Annotated in this window: 18 protein-coding genes and 1 tRNA gene; 7 read left to right on the top strand and 12 right to left on the bottom strand. The window is 72.8% G+C overall.

Translation table 11 applies throughout. From position 1 onward, the window contains the following. Nucleotides 1-153: 153 nt before the first annotated feature. The 8 genes from E2C06_RS01475 to E2C06_RS01440 all read right to left on the bottom strand — a co-directional run bounded on the left by E2C06_RS01475 (nt 154) and on the right by E2C06_RS01440 (nt 6190). Complete coding sequence (locus E2C06_RS01475) at nt 154-1053, bottom strand: lipid A biosynthesis lauroyl acyltransferase (protein WP_133286796.1); 900 nt, start codon at nt 1051-1053, stop codon at nt 154-156. Between the two features lie 2 nt (nt 1054-1055). Further along, entirely contained in the window at nt 1056-2078 is a 1023-nt protein-coding gene (locus E2C06_RS01470) for a zinc-binding dehydrogenase (protein WP_133286795.1), read from the bottom strand. Nucleotides 2079-2250: 172 nt separating this feature from the next. Beyond that, entirely contained in the window at nt 2251-3522 is a 1272-nt protein-coding gene (locus E2C06_RS01465) for a beta-ketoacyl-ACP synthase (protein ID WP_133286794.1), read from the bottom strand. Nucleotide 3523: 1 nt separating this feature from the next. Further along, nucleotides 3524-4663 carry a beta-ketoacyl-ACP synthase gene (locus E2C06_RS01460; protein ID WP_133286793.1) on the bottom strand — a complete coding sequence of 380 codons (1140 nt, stop codon included), beginning with the start codon at nt 4661-4663 and terminating at the stop codon, nt 3524-3526. A gap of 42 nt (nt 4664-4705) precedes the next feature. Then, nucleotides 4706-5182: a 3-hydroxyacyl-ACP dehydratase FabZ family protein gene (locus E2C06_RS01455; protein ID WP_133286792.1), complete on the bottom strand. Its 477-nt coding sequence runs from the start codon at nt 5180-5182 to the stop codon at nt 4706-4708. A 10-nt stretch (nt 5183-5192) separates the two neighbouring features. Then, the gene (locus E2C06_RS01450) at nt 5193-5492 is read right to left on the bottom strand and encodes an acyl carrier protein (protein ID WP_133286791.1); all 300 of its coding nucleotides are present in this window, start codon (nt 5490-5492) and stop codon (nt 5193-5195) included. Nucleotides 5493-5629: 137 nt separating this feature from the next. Next, nucleotides 5630-5715: transfer RNA gene (locus E2C06_RS01445), tRNA-Leu, on the bottom strand. Nucleotides 5716-5764: 49 nt separating this feature from the next. Continuing rightward, nucleotides 5765-6190: a cupin domain-containing protein gene (locus E2C06_RS01440; protein WP_133286790.1), complete on the bottom strand. Its 426-nt coding sequence runs from the start codon at nt 6188-6190 to the stop codon at nt 5765-5767. A gap of 104 nt (nt 6191-6294) precedes the next feature. Between E2C06_RS01440 and E2C06_RS01435 the strand changes: the two genes are divergently transcribed. From E2C06_RS01435 to E2C06_RS01425, 3 genes are all read left to right on the top strand, one after another. Next, nucleotides 6295-6522 carry a hypothetical protein gene (locus E2C06_RS01435; RefSeq protein WP_133286789.1) on the top strand — a complete coding sequence of 76 codons (228 nt, stop codon included), beginning with the start codon at nt 6295-6297 and terminating at the stop codon, nt 6520-6522. Between the two features lie 114 nt (nt 6523-6636). Then, nucleotides 6637-7365, top strand: a complete 729-nt coding sequence (otsB, locus tag E2C06_RS01430) for a trehalose-phosphatase (RefSeq protein ID WP_370451394.1) — start codon at nt 6637-6639, stop codon at nt 7363-7365. After that, nucleotides 7362-8708: an alpha,alpha-trehalose-phosphate synthase (UDP-forming) gene (locus tag E2C06_RS01425; RefSeq protein WP_133286787.1), complete on the top strand. Its 1347-nt coding sequence runs from the start codon at nt 7362-7364 to the stop codon at nt 8706-8708. Before otsB ends, E2C06_RS01425 begins: the two co-directional genes overlap by 4 nt. A gap of 13 nt (nt 8709-8721) precedes the next feature. On the opposite strand, the gene E2C06_RS01420 is transcribed toward E2C06_RS01425, so the two are convergent. From E2C06_RS01420 to E2C06_RS01405, 4 genes are all read right to left on the bottom strand, one after another. Beyond that, complete coding sequence (locus E2C06_RS01420; protein WP_241671056.1) at nt 8722-10539, bottom strand: ATP-binding protein; 1818 nt, start codon at nt 10537-10539, stop codon at nt 8722-8724. Then, a complete protein-coding gene (locus tag E2C06_RS01415) occupies nt 10536-12038 on the bottom strand; it encodes an ATPase domain-containing protein (protein WP_133286786.1) in 1503 nt (500 codons plus the stop codon). The genes E2C06_RS01420 and E2C06_RS01415 overlap by 4 nt, the downstream gene beginning before the upstream one ends. 523 nt (nt 12039-12561) lie before the next feature. Further along, nucleotides 12562-13194, bottom strand: a complete 633-nt coding sequence (locus E2C06_RS01410) for a glutathione S-transferase family protein (RefSeq protein WP_133286785.1) — start codon at nt 13192-13194, stop codon at nt 12562-12564. A gap of 1 nt (nt 13195) precedes the next feature. Further along, a complete protein-coding gene (locus tag E2C06_RS01405) occupies nt 13196-13822 on the bottom strand; it encodes a glutathione S-transferase family protein (RefSeq protein WP_133286784.1) in 627 nt (208 codons plus the stop codon). 103 nt (nt 13823-13925) lie between these two features. Between E2C06_RS01405 and E2C06_RS01400 the strand changes: the two genes are divergently transcribed. From E2C06_RS01400 to E2C06_RS01385, 4 genes are read left to right on the top strand one after another with little or no spacing between them, the layout of a single operon-like run. Beyond that, nucleotides 13926-14402, top strand: coding sequence for a disulfide bond formation protein B (locus E2C06_RS01400; protein WP_133286783.1), 477 nt, complete (start codon nt 13926-13928; stop codon nt 14400-14402). After that, the gene (locus tag E2C06_RS01395; RefSeq protein ID WP_133286782.1) at nt 14399-14953 is read left to right on the top strand and encodes a demethoxyubiquinone hydroxylase family protein; all 555 of its coding nucleotides are present in this window, start codon (nt 14399-14401) and stop codon (nt 14951-14953) included. The genes E2C06_RS01400 and E2C06_RS01395 overlap by 4 nt, the downstream gene beginning before the upstream one ends. After that, nucleotides 14953-15420 (top strand): YybH family protein, encoded by a 468-nt coding sequence (locus tag E2C06_RS01390; protein ID WP_133286781.1) that lies wholly within the window; start codon nt 14953-14955, stop codon nt 15418-15420. Before E2C06_RS01395 ends, E2C06_RS01390 begins: the two co-directional genes overlap by 1 nt. 56 nt (nt 15421-15476) lie before the next feature. Beyond that, a complete protein-coding gene (locus tag E2C06_RS01385; protein ID WP_133286780.1) occupies nt 15477-16442 on the top strand; it encodes an alpha/beta hydrolase in 966 nt (321 codons plus the stop codon). The last annotated feature ends 46 nt before the right edge of the window (nt 16443-16488 follow it).

Raw genomic sequence — 16488 nt, 5'->3', positions numbered from 1 at the left:
ATTCTTGGTCTCCCTTGGTGAGCCTGGAGGAAGCAAGGCCGGGGAGAAGGTATTCTCCCCGGACCCCTCATCTATTTCCCTGAGTCTGCGCGCGTCGCGTGGAGGGTGCCAGCCTCCCAAGAAGGAAGGCCAAGGGAAACGCGCCTTCCCGCGCTATCGCCAGCGGCGGTGCATCCACAGCCACTGCCCCGGATGCTCGCGCACCCAGCCCTCGACGATGCGGTTCATCAGCGCGGTCGCCGCCGCGACATCGATGCGGCCCTTGGCGTCGCGCGGCAGCTCCACCGCCTCGGTGAGCTCCAGCCGGAATCCGCCGTCGGCCTCGCGGATCGCCCGCGCGCCGTGCACCGGGCAGTCGAAGCGGCGCGCCAGGTGCGCCACCAGCGGGTTGGAAAAGGCCGGCCGGCCGAGGAAGGGCACCTGCGGGCCGCGGCCGAAGCGCTGGTCTATCAGCATGCCCACGTGCAGGCCCTGGTCCAGCGCCTCCATCATGCGGATCGGCGCCTCGATCCCGGCCGGGATCAGCCGGCCCATGCTCTCGGTGCGCAGCGCCATGATGTCGCGCGCCACATGCGGGTTGTTCGGCGTGCGGTAGAGCACCGCGGCCGGCAGCCCGTGCTTCGCCGCGGCGATCGCCGGCAGTTCCCAATTCGCCAGGTGCGCGGCGAAGAACAGCGCCGGCTTGCCGTCGTCGCGCAGCCCCAGGAAGCGCTCGACCACGTCGGGCGCGATGCGAATGCGGCCCTGCCGTGGCGCTTCCGGGTCGAAATCCCAGAGACGGTCGAGGTGGACGTATTCCGACGCGGTGCGGCCGAGATTGTCCCAGGCCTCCCGCGCGATCCGCGCATGCTCGGCGGGGGGAAGCTCCGGGAAGGCATGGCGGATGTTGTCGAGCGTGGTGCGCTGCACCGGCAGCAGCGGCCCGATGCTGCGCGCCAGGAATGCACCCAGCGTCGCCGCCCGGTCCGGCCCGAGCAGCCGCACCATGCCGAACAGCCCGCGCACCAGGGCCGCGACGGCGCGGTCCGCCGCCCGTCGCAGCGGGGCCCGCATGGCTAGAGCGTGACGACCAGCTTGCCGAAGACCTGCCGGCTCTCCAGCCGCTTCAGCGCATCGGCGAAGCCGTCGAGCGGCGTCACCGTGTCCAGCACCGGCGTCAGCCCGCCGGCCATCTTGGCCAGCCCGTCGGCGATGTTCCGCATAGAGGCACCGAAGCTGCCGAAGATGTGGAGCTGGCGCTGGAAGATCATCATCAGGTTGGTCTCGGCCGAGACGCCGGAGGTGGATCCGCAGGTCACCAGCCGCCCGCCCATCCGCAGCGACAGCAGGCTGCCGGCCCAGGTCGCCGCGCCGACATGCTCGAAGACCACGTCGACGCCGCGCTTCTTCGTCACCTTGCGCGCCACGCTCTCGAAGCGGTCGTCGGTGTAGTTGACCACGTGGTCGGCCCCCAGCGCGCGGGCCCGGGCGCATTTCTCGTCCGACCCGGCCGTCGCGATCACCGTGCAGCCCATGGCCTTGGCCATCTTCACCGCGACAGTGCCGATCCCCGACCCTGCGGCCTGGACCAGGATGGTCTCGCCCGGCTGCAGCTTCGCGTTGTCGAACAGCATGTGCTCGACGGTGGAGAAGGTGATGGCGGCGCAGGCGGCGTCGTTGACCGCGACGCCGTCGGGCACCGGCACCAGCAGCCGCGCATCCTGGTTCATCAGCTCCTGCGCGAAGCCGTCGACATGGAAGCCCTTCACCCCCGCGACGTTCTCGCAGAGGTTGTCGCGGCCTTCCCGGCAGGCCCGGCAATGGCCGCAGGTCAGCGCGCCGTAGGGCACCGCGAGCTGGCCGATGCGCCAGCCGGTGACGCCCGCGCCGAGCGCGACGACCTCGCCCACCGCCTCGGCGCCCACCGTCAGCGGCAGGGCGCGCTTGGCGAAGGCCATGCCGCGCCAGCCCCAGACGTCGATGTGGTTGAGTGCGACGGCGCGCATGCGCAGCCGTACCTCGCCGGGGGCGGGCGGCGGCGGTTCGGGGACCTCAACCAGGCGCGTGTCGCGGTCGCCGAAAAGCTGCAGGGCGCGCATCAGGTCTGTGACTCGCCGGAAGAAGAATGGAAGGCTGGGGAGAAGGTATTCTCCCCAGACCCCTCATCGATGTCTGTGGGTCGGCACTCGCCGCGCGGCGCGACCCGACCCACAGACAGGAAGGGAGGAGTCCGGGGAGGGAATGCATTTTCCTCCCCGGCCTTTTTCCCGCTCACGGCGCCGCCCCGATCACCAGGCACACATTCTGCCCGCCAAAGCCGAAGCTGTTCGACAGCACGCGCGACACCTTCGCCGCGCGCGCCACGTTCGGCACCACGTCGAGCCCGACCGCCGGGTCCGGTGTCTCGTGGTTGATGGTCGGCGGCAGCATCCCGTCGCGGATGGTCAGCAGGCTGAACACCGCCTCGATGGCGCCTGCGGCCGAGAGCGTGTGGCCGATCATCGACTTGTTGGAGGAGATCGGCGGCGGGCTCTCGCCGAAGACGGCGCGCATGCCGAGCGTCTCCATCTTGTCGTTCTCCGGCGTGCCGGTGCCGTGGCCGTTGACGTAGTCGATGTCGCCCGGCTCCAGCCCGGCATCGGCGATCGCCGCCCGCATGGCGCCGATGATCGCCGCGCCGTCCGGGTTGGACCGGGTGCGGTGGAAGCTGTCGGCGCGCTCCCCGGCGCCGAGCAGCAGGCCGAGCACCTTGGCGCCGCGCGCTTCTGCGCTTTCGAGGCTCTCCAGCACCAGCGCCGCGGCGCCCTCGCTCATCACGAAACCCTCGCGGGTCTTCTCGAAAGGACGCGAGGCCTTGGCCGGGTCCTCGTTGCGCGTGGACAGGGCCGAGAGCAGGGAGAAGCGGATCAGCGCCTCCGGCTGCACGCTGCCCTCGGCGCCGATGCAAAGGGCAGCGGTGCTCTCGCCGCGCTGGATCGCCTCGATGCCGAGCTGGATGGAGGAGGCGCCGGTGGCGCAGGCGGTGGTCAGCGAGATCGGCGCGCCCTGGGTGCCGAAGCGGTCGGCCAGCCGCTCGCCGACGCCGCCGAACAGCGCGCCCTCGAACAGGTCGACCCGGCCGGTCGCGGCCGCGATCATCTCCGGGTACTTGCCGCTCCCGGCGCCGTTGCCGCGGCGGGCGAGGTCGAGCCGCTGCGGCCATTCCACCTCGACCGGCGGCATGCCCATGAAGAGCGGGCCCGGGAAGTGCCCGTCGGTGCCGAGCCCGGCCGCGGCGATCGCCTCGGCCCCGGCGAGTGCGCCCATGCGCTCGACCCGGGCAGGGGAGGTGAGGGAACTGCCGCCGGCTTCCTCCGGCAGGTCGACCTGGCCGGCGATGGTGGTGCGCAGGTGGTCGGTCGGGAAGCGGGTGATCCGACTGATCCCCGAACGGCCGGCCAGCAGCCCGGCCCAGCTCTCGGCGACGCCGATGCCGAGCGGGGTGACCAGGCCGATGCCGGTGACGGCCACGACATGGCGGCCGAGATGGTCGCGCGTCTTCATCTCAGGGGGCCTCCACCAGGGCCAGCGCCTCGCCGCGCCAGACGCCGAAGCCGGTGACGAGCGCCTGCGGCGCCGCGCCGCCGGCGACGGCCAGGGCGCCGAGGGCGATGTCGGCCGGGAAGGCCGCCTCCACCGGGTGGCCGATCAGGTCGGCGCTCTGCACCACCTTTCCCTGCACCGGGCCGCTGTCGCGCAGCCCTGCCAGGAAGGCGGCCTCGGCCGCGGTCGGGACCGCGGCGCCGGTCGCGCCGGACACCACGGCATAGCCGGGCGCCAGCGGCAGGCCGGCGGCGAGGCGCGTGGCCGCCGCCTCGGCGGTATCGGCGCCACGGCGGCGGGCGGCGGCGCTGCGCACCGCGGTCAGCCGGGCGATGCCGCGTGCGCCGCGGGCCTTCGCGTGGCTCTCGGTCTCCAGCACCAGGAAGGCCGCGGCGGTGCCGGTGACCAGCCCGCCGCCGGCATCCTGGCGCTGCGCCAGCGGCACCCAGTCGCCGCGCCGGAGCTGGCCGGAGGCACTGTAGAGCAGCAGCATGTCCCAGCGCCCGGCGACATAGGCGCCGCCGACCAGGGCGATCCCGCCGCGGCCCTCCCCGAGCCGGGCGGCCGCGATCCGCACGGCATCGGCCGCCGCGCTCTCCTCGCCCATGAAGGTGCGGGAGGAGCCGGTGACCCCATGGACGATGGAGATGTTGCCGGCCAGCAGGTTGGAGAGCTGCGCCAGGAACAGCGTCGGCCGCAGGCCGGAGGCGAGCCGCTCGTTCAGCAGCTTCGCGCCCTCCTCGGGCGGCAACCGGGCGATCTCGGCGCAGACCGCCTCGTCCAGCGCCACGTCGCGTTCGCCGCCGCCGGCGGCGACGATCAGGTGCATGTCGCGCACCAGGTCGCGCGCGCCGGCATGGTCGATGGCAAGGCCCGCGGCATAGGTGCCGAGGCGCTGCCAGGGCTCCATCTGCCGCTGGTCGCCCTTCTTCGGGATCTGCCGGTCGAGATCGAGGGCGGGCAGCGGGTGCACCGGATAGGGCGCGAAGGTGTCCGCATCGACCACCGGCGCGGCGCCGCCCAGCGCGGCCTGGTGGACCTCCGTCCCCTCGCCGAGCGAGGAGACCAGGCCGATGCCGGTGATCCAGATGGTCTCGGTCATGGTGCGTTGGGTCCAGCCAGTGTCGGGCGGGCCGATGGACGGCTAGGGGCCATGCGGCCCTCCACCGGTCGGGCCACCAAGCCCGATCCGCTCCGCCTGAGCGCGCATCGCGGCCTCGAGCTCCGGCGCGGGAAAGGGCAGGGTGCGGAAGACCAGCTCGGCATCGCAGATGCGCTTGCCGGCGACCGCGATGGCGGCCCTGGTGACGGCATAGCCGGAGCCGTCGTGCTCGAGCTTCGCGGTGACCTCCAGCCGCGTCTCCGGCGTGACGAAGCTGCGGAACTTGGCTTCCTTCACCGTCGACAGGAAGGGCATGCGGGCGAAGCCCGAGCGGTGCAGCAGCAGGTAGCCCGAGGCCTGGGCCATGGTCTCGACCAGCAGGACGCCTGGCACCAGCGGATGGCCGGGAAAATGCCCCTCGAAGACCGGGCTCGCGGCCGGGACGATTGCCTCGGCGGCGATGCCCTCGGGATCGACCGCCGTGACGCGGTCGATCATCTGGAAGTACTCGAGGCGCACGGCCTTGCCTTCAGGCCCCGCCGGAGGGTCCTGGAACCTTCGCGGCCACCAGTTCCTCGATCCGCGTCGCTAGGTTCTTCATGACGAAGTACTGCTCGGCCGGGGCCGTGCCGGCATTGACCTCCTGGGTCCAGGCCTCGACCGGGACCTTGATGCCAAAAGCCTTGTCGATGGCGAAGACGATGTCGAGAAAGTCGAGGCTGTCGATGCCGAGATCATTGATCACATGGCTATCGGGCGTGATCTTCTCGCGGGGGACGTCGGACGTCTCCGCGATGATGTCGGCGATGCGGTCGAGCGCCGAAGCCATGGCGAATCTCCGGGTGGTCTGTGAAGGGACCGGTCTTTCGCGCGATCCGGCGCGCTTGTCCAGCGCCGGCGCCAACGCCGCCGTGAAGGATCGTTCCGGTCCGGTCGTGCAGTCCGTGCCGGGCATGGTGCCAAGCTTGGTGCCCCCGGGGAGATTCGAACTCCCACACCCTTTCGGGCGAGCGATTTTGAGTCGCCTGCGTCTACCGTTCCGCCACAGGGGCCGCCGCCCGCCATCTAGCCCGCGGCCCCGCGCCGGTCCAGCGCCAAGCCTTATTCGCCTGAATGGGTCTCGAATTCCGCCGGCGCGGTGATCTCGATCAGTTCGAGGTCGTTGGAATGCTCGATCTCCCGGTGTCGCACCCGCGGCGCCTGGTAGACGCAGTCGCCGGGACGCAGCAGCACCTCCCCGGCATCCTCGTACTCGAACCGCACCCAGCCCTTCAGGATATAGACCATTTGGAAGGTCACCTCGTGCCAGTGCCAATGCGGCGCGGCATGGGTGCCCGGCACCGCGCGGACAACGTTGGCGCCGATGCTGCCGCCCGAGGCCTCCCGCATGCCGAGGTCGCGGTAGGTGAAGAAGGCGCGAAGCCCAGCATCGAATTCGGCGCCCTCGGCGTGGCGGACCAGGGTGCGGCCGCCGGCGGCGGTCCCAGGTGCACCCGCTGGGGCATGGCTCGGGGCAACGTCGGGCATGAGTTCGCTCCCTTTTTCGTGTGCATTCTTCACGGATGCGTGTAGTATTCGCGCGTGGACGCCATTCGGGGCGGCCGCCTCGCCAGCTTGAAGGGAAGCCGCGCATGCGGGAAGCCTCCCGACCGCAGGCGCGCGCCGAGCAGCGCGCCCTGGCCGTCGCCGTCGTCTGGATGCTGGCTGTGCAGCTGGGCTGCGTCGTCCTCTGGGATGCCGGCTGGCTGGCCCGCCAGGCCGCGCTGATCCACTGGCTGATCGTCGGCGTGTTGCCCCCGGCGCTGGCCCTCTGGGGCATGCGCCAGCCCGACCCCGAGGTCGTCCGCCGCCCACGCTAGGACACCGTCGCGGCGTTTTCGGCCTGCCTCGCGGCCTCGCGACGCAACCGCAACGCCGCCCTGGCCTTGTCCAGGCTGATGGCTGGACCTTTCTTCCTGCCGCCGCCACCAGGCGTGCCCGGATTGGGCCCCATCGGACGCGCGGCGCTGCTCCTCGATTTCGATGGCACTCTGGTGGAGATCGCCGCCAGGCCTGATGCCATTCGTGTCCCACCCGAGCTCCCCGGCCTGCTGCGCCGGCTGGCGGAGGAACTGTCCGGCGCGCTGGCCGTGGTCAGCGGCCGGCCGCTGCGCGACCTCGACCACTTCCTGCCGGTGCCGATCGCCATGGCCGGCGACCACGGTGCGACGCTCCGCCCCGATCCGTACCAGCCGCCGATCGGCAACGGGCTGCCGCATGCGCCCGCCGCCTGGCGCGCCCGCGCGGCCGAATGGCTCAGGCGGCATCCCGCGGCGCTGATCGAGGACAAGGAGCACGGCTTCGTCATCCACTACCGCCAGGCCCCCGAGGCCGGGCCGGAAGCGGAGGCGCTGCTCGCCTCCCTGGTCGCCGAGGACCCGGCGGGCTTTACCCTGCTCGAGGCCCGCATGGCCTGGGAGGTTCGCCCGCGCGGCGCCTCCAAGGGCACCGCGGTGAACGCGCTGATGTCCCGCCCGCCCTTCGCCGGCCGCGTCCCGGTCTTCATCGGCGACGACGTGACGGACGAGGAGGGGATGGAGGTCGCCCGCCGCTTCGGCGGTCAGGGCTGGCGGCTGCAGGATGCCTTCGGCAGCCCGGCCGCGCTGCGCGATTGGCTGGCGCTGGCTGCCGCCCCGCCCGGACCGTCCGGCACCTCTCCGTGAACCGCCTGGTGATCGTCGCCAACCGCGTCCCCAACCCCCGGGAACGCGGCGCCACGGCGGGTGGCCTGGCCGTCGCGCTGAAGGATGCGCTGACCCGGCGGGAGGCGCTGTGGTTCGGCTGGTCCGGCCAGATCGCCGAGGCGACCGCCGCGGAACCGACCGAGCTCAGGGTCGGCCGCATCACCTATGCGACGCTCGACCTGGGGCGGGAGGACTACCGCCGCTTCTACCAGGGCTTCGCCAACGGCTCGCTCTGGCCGACGCTGCACTACCGGCTCGGCCTTGCGCATTTCTCGCGCGAGGACCATGCCGGCTACCGCAAGGTGAATGCCGCCTTCGCCGCGGCGCTGGCGCCGATGCTGCGGCCCGACGACACGGTCTGGGCGCACGACTTCCACCTCTTTCCCTTCGCCGCCGAGCTGCGCCGCCTGGGCGGGCGGCAGCGGATCGGCTTCTTCCTGCACGTGCCCTTCCCGCCGGGCGGCCTGTTCTGCGCCCTGCCGCGGGCCGAGGAACTGCTCGCCGACCTCGCCGCCTACGACGTCATCGGAGTGCAGACCGAGGACGATGCCGGCAACCTGCGCGAGGCGCTGGCGGGGGCGGGGCAGGCCGAGGCCGCGGCCCGCGTCCATGCCTTTCCCATCGGGATCGAGGCCGAGCCCTTCACCGCGCTGGCCGAGAAGGCCATGGCCAAGCGGGAAACCGAGCGCTTCCGCCAGTCCCTGGTCGACCGCGCGCTGATCATCGGGGTGGATCGCCTCGACTACACCAAGGGGCTGCCGCAGCGCTTCTGCGGCTACGGCCAGCTGCTGGCGCGCTTCAAGGGCCACCGCTCCAGGGTCACCTACCTGCAGGTCGCCCCGGTCTCCCGCGGCGACGTGGCGCAGTACCGCGCGCTGCGGCGGGAGCTCGACGAATGGGTCGGCCGCATCAACGGCGCCTATGCCGAGCCGGACTGGGCGCCGCTGCGCTACATGACCCGCGCCGTCGCCCGCCCGGTGCTGGCCGGCTTCATGCGCATGGCCCGTGTCGGGCTGGTCACGCCGCTCCGCGACGGCATGAACCTGGTCGCCAAGGAATACGTCGCGGCGCAGGACCCGGACGACCCCGGCGTGCTGGTGCTGTCCCGCTTCGCCGGTGCCGTCGCGCAGCTGCCCGGCGCGCTGCTGGTCAACCCGCTTGACCCCGACGAGATCGCCGAAGCGCTCGACCAGGCGCTGAGCATGAACCGCGCGGAACGCCGGGCCCGCTTCGACGACTGCGCCGTCTCGGTCCGCCAGGACGGCGCCAGGGCCTGGTGCCGGGCCTTCCTCGGCGTGCTCGAGGGCGCCAACGACGCCTGACCCGCCGCCGCGGTCAATGCCGGGCCAGCCCCGCATCCGCGAGGCCGGGATGCGTTCCGCCGCAGCCCGGCCGGCGCGGCCCGGGGGTCAGCACCTGGTCGATCACCCGCGCCAGCTCCTCCTGCCGATAGGGCTTGGTCAGCCGCGGCAGGTCGGCCGGTGCCGAGCCGTTCGCCAGGTCGACGAAGCCGCTCGCCAGCACGACCTGCAGCCCGGGGCGCAGCCGCTGCGCCGCCAGCGCGACCTCGAGCCCGGTCATCCCCGGCATGGCATAGTCGGTCACCAGCAGGTCCACCGTCGCGCCGTCCGCCAGCAGCGCCAGGGCCTTAGCGCCGGACTCCGCTTCCAGCACGGTATGGCCCAGGTCCTCCAGCATGTCGGCGGTGCTGCGGATGATCAGCGGGTCGTCGTCGACCAGCAGGACGCGCGAGGGCGGCGCCGCCGTCGCCGGGCCCGGCACGGCCGCGGCCTCGGCCGCCGCCTCGGCGCCCGGCCCGGCGACCGCGGCGGGCAGCAGCAGCTCGGCCGTGGTGCCCTCGCCGGGGGTGCTGCTCAGCCGCAGGTCGCCGCCGAGCTGCCGCGCCACGCCATGCGCCATCGAGAGCCCGAGGCCGGTGCCCTGGCCGACCGGCTTGGTCGAGAAGAAGGGCTCCACGGCGCGGGCCAGCGTCGCCGCGTCCATCCCGGTCCCGGTATCCGCGACCCGCAGCCGCAGGTAGCAGGCCGCGGTGCCGGCCAGGCTCGGGACCGCATCCGGCGCCACGGCATCGAGCCGGATGGTCAGCCGCCCGCCCTCCGGCATCGCGTCCCGCGCATTGACCGCGAGGTTCAGCAGCGCGAGCTCGAGCTGGTTGGGATCCGCCATCGCCTTGGGCAGCCCCGCCGCGGCCTCGACCGCCAGCTCGACCCGCGGCCCGAGCGAGCGCCGCAGCAGGTCGCCCATCCCCTCGACCAGCGCGGCGAGGTCCACCGGCTCGGGCCGCAGGTCCTGGCGGCGCGCGAAGGCCAGCAGCCGCTGGGTCAGTGCCGCGCCGCGCTGGGCGCCCTGCACCGCGCCCTCGATCAGCCGATGGCTGCGCGCGTCATCCGGCGGCAGCCGCTTGCGCAGCAGCGACAGGTTGCCGAGCACCGCCATCAGCAGGTTGTTGAAGTCGTGCGCGACGCCGCCGGTGAGCTGGCCGATCGCCTCCACCTTCTGCGACTGCCGGAGCTGCGCCTCGACCCGCTCGCGCTCGGCCATCTGCACGGTCAGCAGGTCGTAGGCCTCGCTGAGCGCGCGGGTCCGCTCGGCGACGCGTTCCTCCAGCATGGCATTGGCGCGCTGCAGCGCCTCCTCGCCGCGGCGGACCTCCTCCAGCCGGGCGCGCGCCTCGTATTGCCGGTGGCGGCCGCGCAGCGCGGCGCGGACCACGCTGACCAGCGTGGTCGGGTGGAAGGGCCGCTCGAGGAAGGAGACGTTGCCCAGCACGCCCCAGAGCCGCACCGCCGCCGGATTGCGCTCCGGCCCGCCGCCGCGGCCGGTCAGCAGCACGAAGGGGAAGTCGGACCAGGGCGGCTGCTCCGCGAGCAGCGCCGCCAGCGGGGCGAGGTCGACATCGCGGAAGGCCTCCTCGGCCACCACCGCCAGGCCGGCGCCGCCCTGCATCGCCGCCAGCAGCGCCGACACGCCGCCAACGGGCTCGGCGGCGATCCCAGCCTCCTGCAGCAGCGCCGCGGCGAGCGGCGCGTCGCGGCCGCGCGGCGCCAGGACCAGCGCCCGTTCGGCCTGGGCATCGGCCGGCGCTGCGCCGTTGGCCGGGGGCAGGGCCTGGAAGGGCGTGGGCGCCGTCACGCCGGCAGGTCGTCGAGCAGCGGGCCGCTGGTGCCGATATAGACCGGCACCCCGCGCAGCACGCCCTGGAAGCTGTCGAGCGGCGCGCCGATGGTGATCCCCCGCCCGTCGATGCGGAATTCGCGGATCGTGTCTTCATGCGCGCCGCCGCGCTTCTTGATCACCGAGATGGCGCGGCGCACCCGGCCCACCGCCTCGAAGTAGCGCAGCAGGACGACGGTATCCGCGAGGTAGGTGACGTCGACAGGTGCCTTCATGTCGCCGACCAACCCATGCTGAGCGATCGGCAGGAATGTCGTGGTGCCCTGCCGGTTCAGGTATTGCAGCAATTCGTGGATGTGCAGGATGAGGTCGCGTTCGTCCGGCATGGCGGCCTGGTAGCCGTTCAGGCTGTCGATGACGACCGTGCGGATGCCGGCGGAGTTCACGCTGTGCCGGACCCGGTGGGCGAATTCGCCGGGCGACAGCTCGGCCGCATCCACCTGTTCCAGCAGCAGTCCCCCGGCGTTCCGCATCGCCGCGAGGTCGAGGCCCATCGCCTTCGCCCGGTCGGTCAGCAAGCCGACTTCCTCGTCGAAGACGAAGAGCGCCGCCTTCTCGCCGCGCGCCACGGTGGCGGCGATGAACTGCAGGGTGAGCAGCGACTTGCCCGACCCGGCCGGGCCGAGCAGCAGCGTGCTCGAGCCGCGCTCCACCCCGCCACCGAGGATCTGGTCCAGTTCGACGATGCCGCTGCCCTGCCGGCTGCGGGTGAAGGCGACGCGGTGCTCGGCGGCGACCAGGCGGGGAAAGACCCGCACCCCGCCGGTCTCGATGGCGAAGTCGTGGAAGCCGCCGCGATAGGCCTGGCCGCGGTACTTGATGACCCGCAGCCGCCGGCGCTCGGCGCCGTAGGAGGGCGCCAGCTCCTCCAGCCGGATCACGCCATGCGCCACGCTGTGCACGGTCTTGTCCTGGGCATCGGTGGTGAGGTCGTCGAGCATCAGCACGGTGGCGCCGTGCCGGGCGAAGTAGTGCTTCATCGCCAGGATCTGCCGGCGGTAGCGGAGCGAGCTCTGCGCCAGCAGGCGGATCTCGGAGAGGCTGTCGAGCACGACGCGGGACGGCCGGTTGCGCTCCACCGCCTCGAAGACCAGCCGCGTGGTCTCGCCGAGCTCGAGGTCGGAGGAATAGAGCAGGCTTTGCTGCTGGTCGGCATCGAGCAGGCTCTCGGGCGGCACCAGCTCGAAGACGCTGATCTCCGGCCGCAGCGACCAGCCATGCGAGGCGGCGCCGTCGCGCAGTTCGGCCTCCGATTCGGACAAGGTCACATAGAGCCCGCGCTCGCCGCGCGCGGCACCTTCCTGCAGGAATTGCAGGGCAATGGTGGTCTTGCCGGTGCCGGGATTGCCCTCCAGCAGATAGACCCGGCCCGGTGCCAGGCCGCCGGCCAGGACGTCGTCGAGCCCGGCGACGCCGAAGCGCGCCTTGCTGCGGGGAGGACCGGGGTCGGGGGTCATCGCGGCATCCCTCGGGCAAGCGCCGCATCCGGCGCCATGCGGGAGCAGCAGGTGTTCTGGCGGTACGGCGGCTGGACGCCGATGGCGGCATAACCTTTCCGAAGGATAACTGCAGGCGCCGCCGGATCCTGCCAACCGACTGCCGGGGTAAACTGTTCGCTCCGCGACATCCCGAGCGCGCGGCTGCCGCCGGGGTTGCCGCGGCACCCGGCCGGCACCGCGAGGCCGCCGGCCGGCCCGGGATTCGCGTTTTCGGACAAAGTCCCGCGAGGCATCATGGCGCCGCTGCGGCGGGCCACCCCGCCGAAGGCCGCGGCGCCGCGCTGCATCCCGGGTCCGGCGCGGCGCGGGATCGGCGGTTTCGGACAAAGCCCGAGGCGCGGACGGGCAGGCCGGCGCGGCTGTGCGGGGATGCGGATCCTATCATGCGCCGGCCTCCGAACCACAACGCGGCAGGATAAAAGGAATATAGTCCTCAGAACAAGCTGAAACCGCGGCCCGCGCCGGGGCAAGGCTTCGCCGCTCAGGTCAGCGGCACCGCCACGTGCTTCCGGTAGGCCGGCCGGTCCAGCAGCCGCTCGTACCAGCCGCGCAGCCGCGGCAGCCCGGCCCGCTCGATCGGCAGGGCGTACCAGCGGTGCAGGAAGCCGCCGAGCGCCATGTCGGCGATGCTGAAGTCGCCGGCGATGAAGTCGCGCCCCGCGAGTTGCGCCTCGGCGATCCGCCACAGTCGCTCGGCCGCGTCGCGCGCCCGCGCCACCGCGGCCATGTCGCGCTCGGCCTCCGGGGTGCGGACCAGGGCCCAGAAGACCACCCGCATCGGCTCGTTCATCGAGGCCAGCGTCCAGTCCATCCAGCGCTCGACGTCCGCCCGCGCTTCGGGCGCCTCGCAGTAGAAGGCATTGCCGCCGGGCTGGGTGCGGCAAAGGTAGCGCAGGATCGAATGGCTCTCCCACAGCGAGTAGCCGTGCGGCATCACCAGGGTCGGCACCGTCGCATTGGGGTTCATCGCGGCATAGTCGGGGTCGCGGGTGCGGCCGAAGGCGCCCCCGGCCTCGATCCGGTCGAAGGGGATGGCCAGCTCGTCCAGCAGCCAGAGCACCTTCATGACGTTGACCGAGCTGGCCCGGCCCCAGACGGTGAGCAGCTGCGCCATCTCAGCTCATCTCCACGGCGACGTGCGCGGCGAAGCCCGGATGCTGCGCGCGGAGCCGGGCATAGAGGCCTTCGAGGTTCGGCATCGGCGCCCGCTCGACCGGCAGGGCGAACCAGCGGTGCAGGTAGGGGCCGAGCGCGATCTCGGCCAGCGAGAAGCCGCCCGCGACGTAGTCCCGCCCCTGCAGCTGCCGGTCGACGATGTGCCAGAGCGCCTCGGCCTCGTCGCGCGCCCGGGCGGCGGCGGCCATGTCGCGCTGCGCCTCGGGGGTGCGGACAAAGGTGAAGAAGATCGTGGTCATCGGCCCCGAGAGCGTCGCCAGCTGCCAGTCCATCCAGCGCTCGACCTCGCCGCGGAGCTTGGGCGCGGTCGGGTGGACCGGGTCGCCCGGCTTCCGCGAGGCGACGAGGTAGCGGAGGATCGAGTTGCTCTCCCAGAGCGAATAGCCGTCCGGCTCCTCGATGGTCGGCACCCGGCTGTTCGGGTTCATCGCGAGGTAGAAGGGCTCCGTGGTGCGGCCGAAGGCGCCGCCGGCATCGATCCGCTCGCAGGGGATCGACAGCTCCTCGCAGAGCCAGAGCACCTTCATCACGTTGCTCGAGCTCGCCCGGCCCCAGATCTTCAGCATGGCGCATTCCCCGTCCCTGTTCGCGCCAGCCTAGCATCGGCCGGCGCCGCGTCCCAAGCCGCGCCGGGTTGCGCCGCCGCCGGGGGCAGGGGAGAAAGGCGGCATGCTGCCGATGCTGCTTTTCGCGGGGCTCGCCGCCGCCGCGCCGCTCTTCGCCCGGGCCAGCGAGGGGATCTGGGGCATCGCACCCTGCGAGCTCTGCATGTGGCAGCGCTGGCCCTATTGGGTCGCGGCGGTCCTGGCCCTGGCGGCGGCGGCCGTCCCGCGCGCCCGGCGGCTGCTGGCCGGCGCCGCGATCCTCGCCGTGCTGGCCTCGGGCGCGGTGGCGGCCTTCCATGTCGGCGTCGAGCAGGGCTGGTGGCCCTCGCCCCTGCCGGGCTGCCAGGCGCCGCGGGCGACGCTCGGCGGCAGCGTGGACGACATGCTGAAGTCGCTCTCGGCGGCGCCGTCCAAGCCCTGCGACGCGCCGACCTACCTGGTCGCCGGCCTGCCGGTCTCGATGGCGGCGATGAACCTGCTCTATGCGCTTGGCCTTTCGGGGCTCGGCCTCATCTTCTGGCGGAGAGGAGCCATACCATGACCCGCAAGACCGCCGAGGGCCGCCTGCCCGGCGACCTGACCGCCCGCCAGTATGTCGAGCGGGTGATCCGCGTCGACCATGCCGGCGAGTACGGCGCCAAGCGCATCTACCAGGGCCAGCTGGCGGTGCTGCGCGGCACGAAATGGGAGCCGATCATCCGCCACATGCAGGCGCAGGAGCAGGAGCACCTCGACACCTTCACCGGGCTGATCTCCAGGCGCCGGGTGCGGCCGACCGCGCTGCTGCCGGTCTGGCACGTGGCCGGCTTCGCGCTCGGCGCGGCGACGGCGCTGCTCGGCCACCGCGCGGCGATGGCCTGCACCGTCGCGGTGGAGGAGGCGATCGACGAGCACTACCAGGCACAGGAGGCCGCGCTCGGCGAGGACGAGGCGGAGCTGCGCGGCAAGGTGGAGCAGTTCCGCGCCGAGGAGCTGGAGCACCGCGACACCGGCCTCGAGCACGAGGCCGAGCTGACGCCGGGCTACCGGGTGCTGAGCGCGGCGATCAAGGCCGGCTGCAAGCTGGCGATCAAGGTCAGCGAGCGGGTCTGATGCCGAACCTTCCCCTGCCGGAGGCCGATGCGGCGACGACGGCCGCCATCAAGGACTGGCTCGCCCGTTTCGCCGCCTGCGTGCGGGAGGTGGACTACGCCTCGGCCTATCCCTTCTGGCACGACGCCATCGTCATCTTCGGCACCTTCCAGGAGCTGGTCCGCAGCCGGCAGGCCTGGACCGACACGCAATGGGACAATGTCTGGCCGCGCACCGCGGACTTCGCCTTCGACCTGGCGAATACCGAGGTGCTGGCCTCGCCCGACGGCGCCATGGCGGTGGCGGTCACGCCCTGGACCAGCACCGGCTTCCACCCGGACGGCACGGCCTTCCCGCGGCCGGGCCGGGCGACCATCGTGATGGCGCGGCAGCCGGACGGGCGCTGGGTCGGGGTGCACAGCCACATGTCGCTCGGCAAGGGCGTGCCGCAGGACAGCCACGGGCGCCGGCCGGTCAAGGCGCGGTAGTTGTCGCCCGGCGCTGCCTGCGCCACGCTCCCGCCGAAGCCTTGGGAGAGACGACCATGCCGGTGGACCCGCAGATCCAGGCGCTGCTCGACGCCGGGCGCCACCTGCCGCGCACCGAGACCCTGAGCCCCGAGGCCGCGCGGGCGCAGTACGAGGCGCGCATCGCCGCCATGGCGCCGCCGGCCGAGGTGGCGCGGGTGGAGGAGCGGGAGATCGCCGGGCCGTCGGGCGCGCCCTTGAGGCTGCGGATCTACACGCCGCGGGGGCAGGGGCCCTTCCCGCTGCTCGTCTTCTTCCACGGCAGCGGCTTCGTGCTCTGCAGCCTCGACACCCACGACGGCATCTGCCGCAACCTTTGCACCGGCGCGGGCTGCGTCGTCGCCTCGGTCGACTACCGGCTGGCGCCGGAACACCCTTTCCCCGCGGCGCCGGAGGACTGCCTGGCCGCCACCCGCTGGTGCGCCGGGCATGCCGCCGAACTCGGCGCCGATCCGGCCCGGCTGGTGGTCGGCGGCGACAGCGCCGGGGGCAACCTGGCGGCGGTGGTCGCGCTGCGGCTGCGCGACGAGGGCGGGCCGCGGCCCATCGGCCAGCTGCTGCTCTACCCCGTCACCGACTGGCACACGCCCGGCTGGCCCTCCTATGCCGAGAATGCCGAGGGCTACGGCCTGACGCGCGCCACCATGGAGTGGTTCTGGGGCCACTACCTCGCCGACCCGGCGCGCGACTCCGCCCATCCTCATGCCGCGCCGATCAAGGCGGCGACCCTCGCCGGCCTGCCGCCCGCCCTGGTCACCACCGCCGAGTACGACCCGCTGCGCGACGAGGGCGAGGCCTATGCGGCGAAGCTGGCCGCGGCCGGGGTGACGGTCGCCTGCACCCGCTGGCTCGGGCTGAACCACGGCTTCTATTTCTGGGCCGGCAAGGTGGACCGCTGCACGACGGCGACGGCGGAGGCGGCGGGCTGGCTGCGGGAGGTCTTCGCCGGCCGGGCGCCCGCCTGGTCGGTGGTGCATCGCTGAGGACCCGTCCGGGGAGACGGCATTCTCCTGACGGGAGGCACGCCGC

The sequence above is a fragment of the Dankookia rubra genome, assembly GCF_004355005.1.
GTDB lineage: Bacteria > Pseudomonadota > Alphaproteobacteria > Acetobacterales > Acetobacteraceae > Paracraurococcus > Paracraurococcus ruber_A.
The sequence above is the reverse complement of the archived record's forward strand: the minus strand, read 5'-3'. Positions and strand labels throughout refer to the sequence as shown.

Coding starts and splice junctions, on each gene's coding strand:
- E2C06_RS01450 (WP_133286791.1), bottom strand. CDS start 5,492: ATGGCTTCGGCGCTCGACCGCATCGCCGACATCATCGCGGAGACGTCC.
- E2C06_RS01390 (WP_133286781.1), top strand. CDS start 14,953: ATGCCGAACCTTCCCCTGCCGGAGGCCGATGCGGCGACGACGGCCGCC.
- E2C06_RS01405 (WP_133286784.1), bottom strand. CDS start 13,822: ATGCTGAAGATCTGGGGCCGGGCGAGCTCGAGCAACGTGATGAAGGTG.
- E2C06_RS01385 (WP_133286780.1), top strand. CDS start 15,477: ATGCCGGTGGACCCGCAGATCCAGGCGCTGCTCGACGCCGGGCGCCAC.
- E2C06_RS01475 (WP_133286796.1), bottom strand. CDS start 1,053: ATGCGGGCCCCGCTGCGACGGGCGGCGGACCGCGCCGTCGCGGCCCTG.
- E2C06_RS01470 (WP_133286795.1), bottom strand. CDS start 2,078: ATGCGCGCCCTGCAGCTTTTCGGCGACCGCGACACGCGCCTGGTTGAG.
- E2C06_RS01460 (WP_133286793.1), bottom strand. CDS start 4,663: ATGACCGAGACCATCTGGATCACCGGCATCGGCCTGGTCTCCTCGCTC.
- E2C06_RS01435 (WP_133286789.1), top strand. CDS start 6,295: ATGCGGGAAGCCTCCCGACCGCAGGCGCGCGCCGAGCAGCGCGCCCTG.
- E2C06_RS01465 (WP_133286794.1), bottom strand. CDS start 3,522: ATGAAGACGCGCGACCATCTCGGCCGCCATGTCGTGGCCGTCACCGGC.
- E2C06_RS01395 (WP_133286782.1), top strand. CDS start 14,399: ATGACCCGCAAGACCGCCGAGGGCCGCCTGCCCGGCGACCTGACCGCC.
- E2C06_RS01410 (WP_133286785.1), bottom strand. CDS start 13,194: ATGGCGCAGCTGCTCACCGTCTGGGGCCGGGCCAGCTCGGTCAACGTC.
- E2C06_RS01400 (WP_133286783.1), top strand. CDS start 13,926: ATGCTGCCGATGCTGCTTTTCGCGGGGCTCGCCGCCGCCGCGCCGCTC.
- E2C06_RS01415 (WP_133286786.1), bottom strand. CDS start 12,038: ATGACCCCCGACCCCGGTCCTCCCCGCAGCAAGGCGCGCTTCGGCGTC.
- E2C06_RS01440 (WP_133286790.1), bottom strand. CDS start 6,190: ATGCCCGACGTTGCCCCGAGCCATGCCCCAGCGGGTGCACCTGGGACC.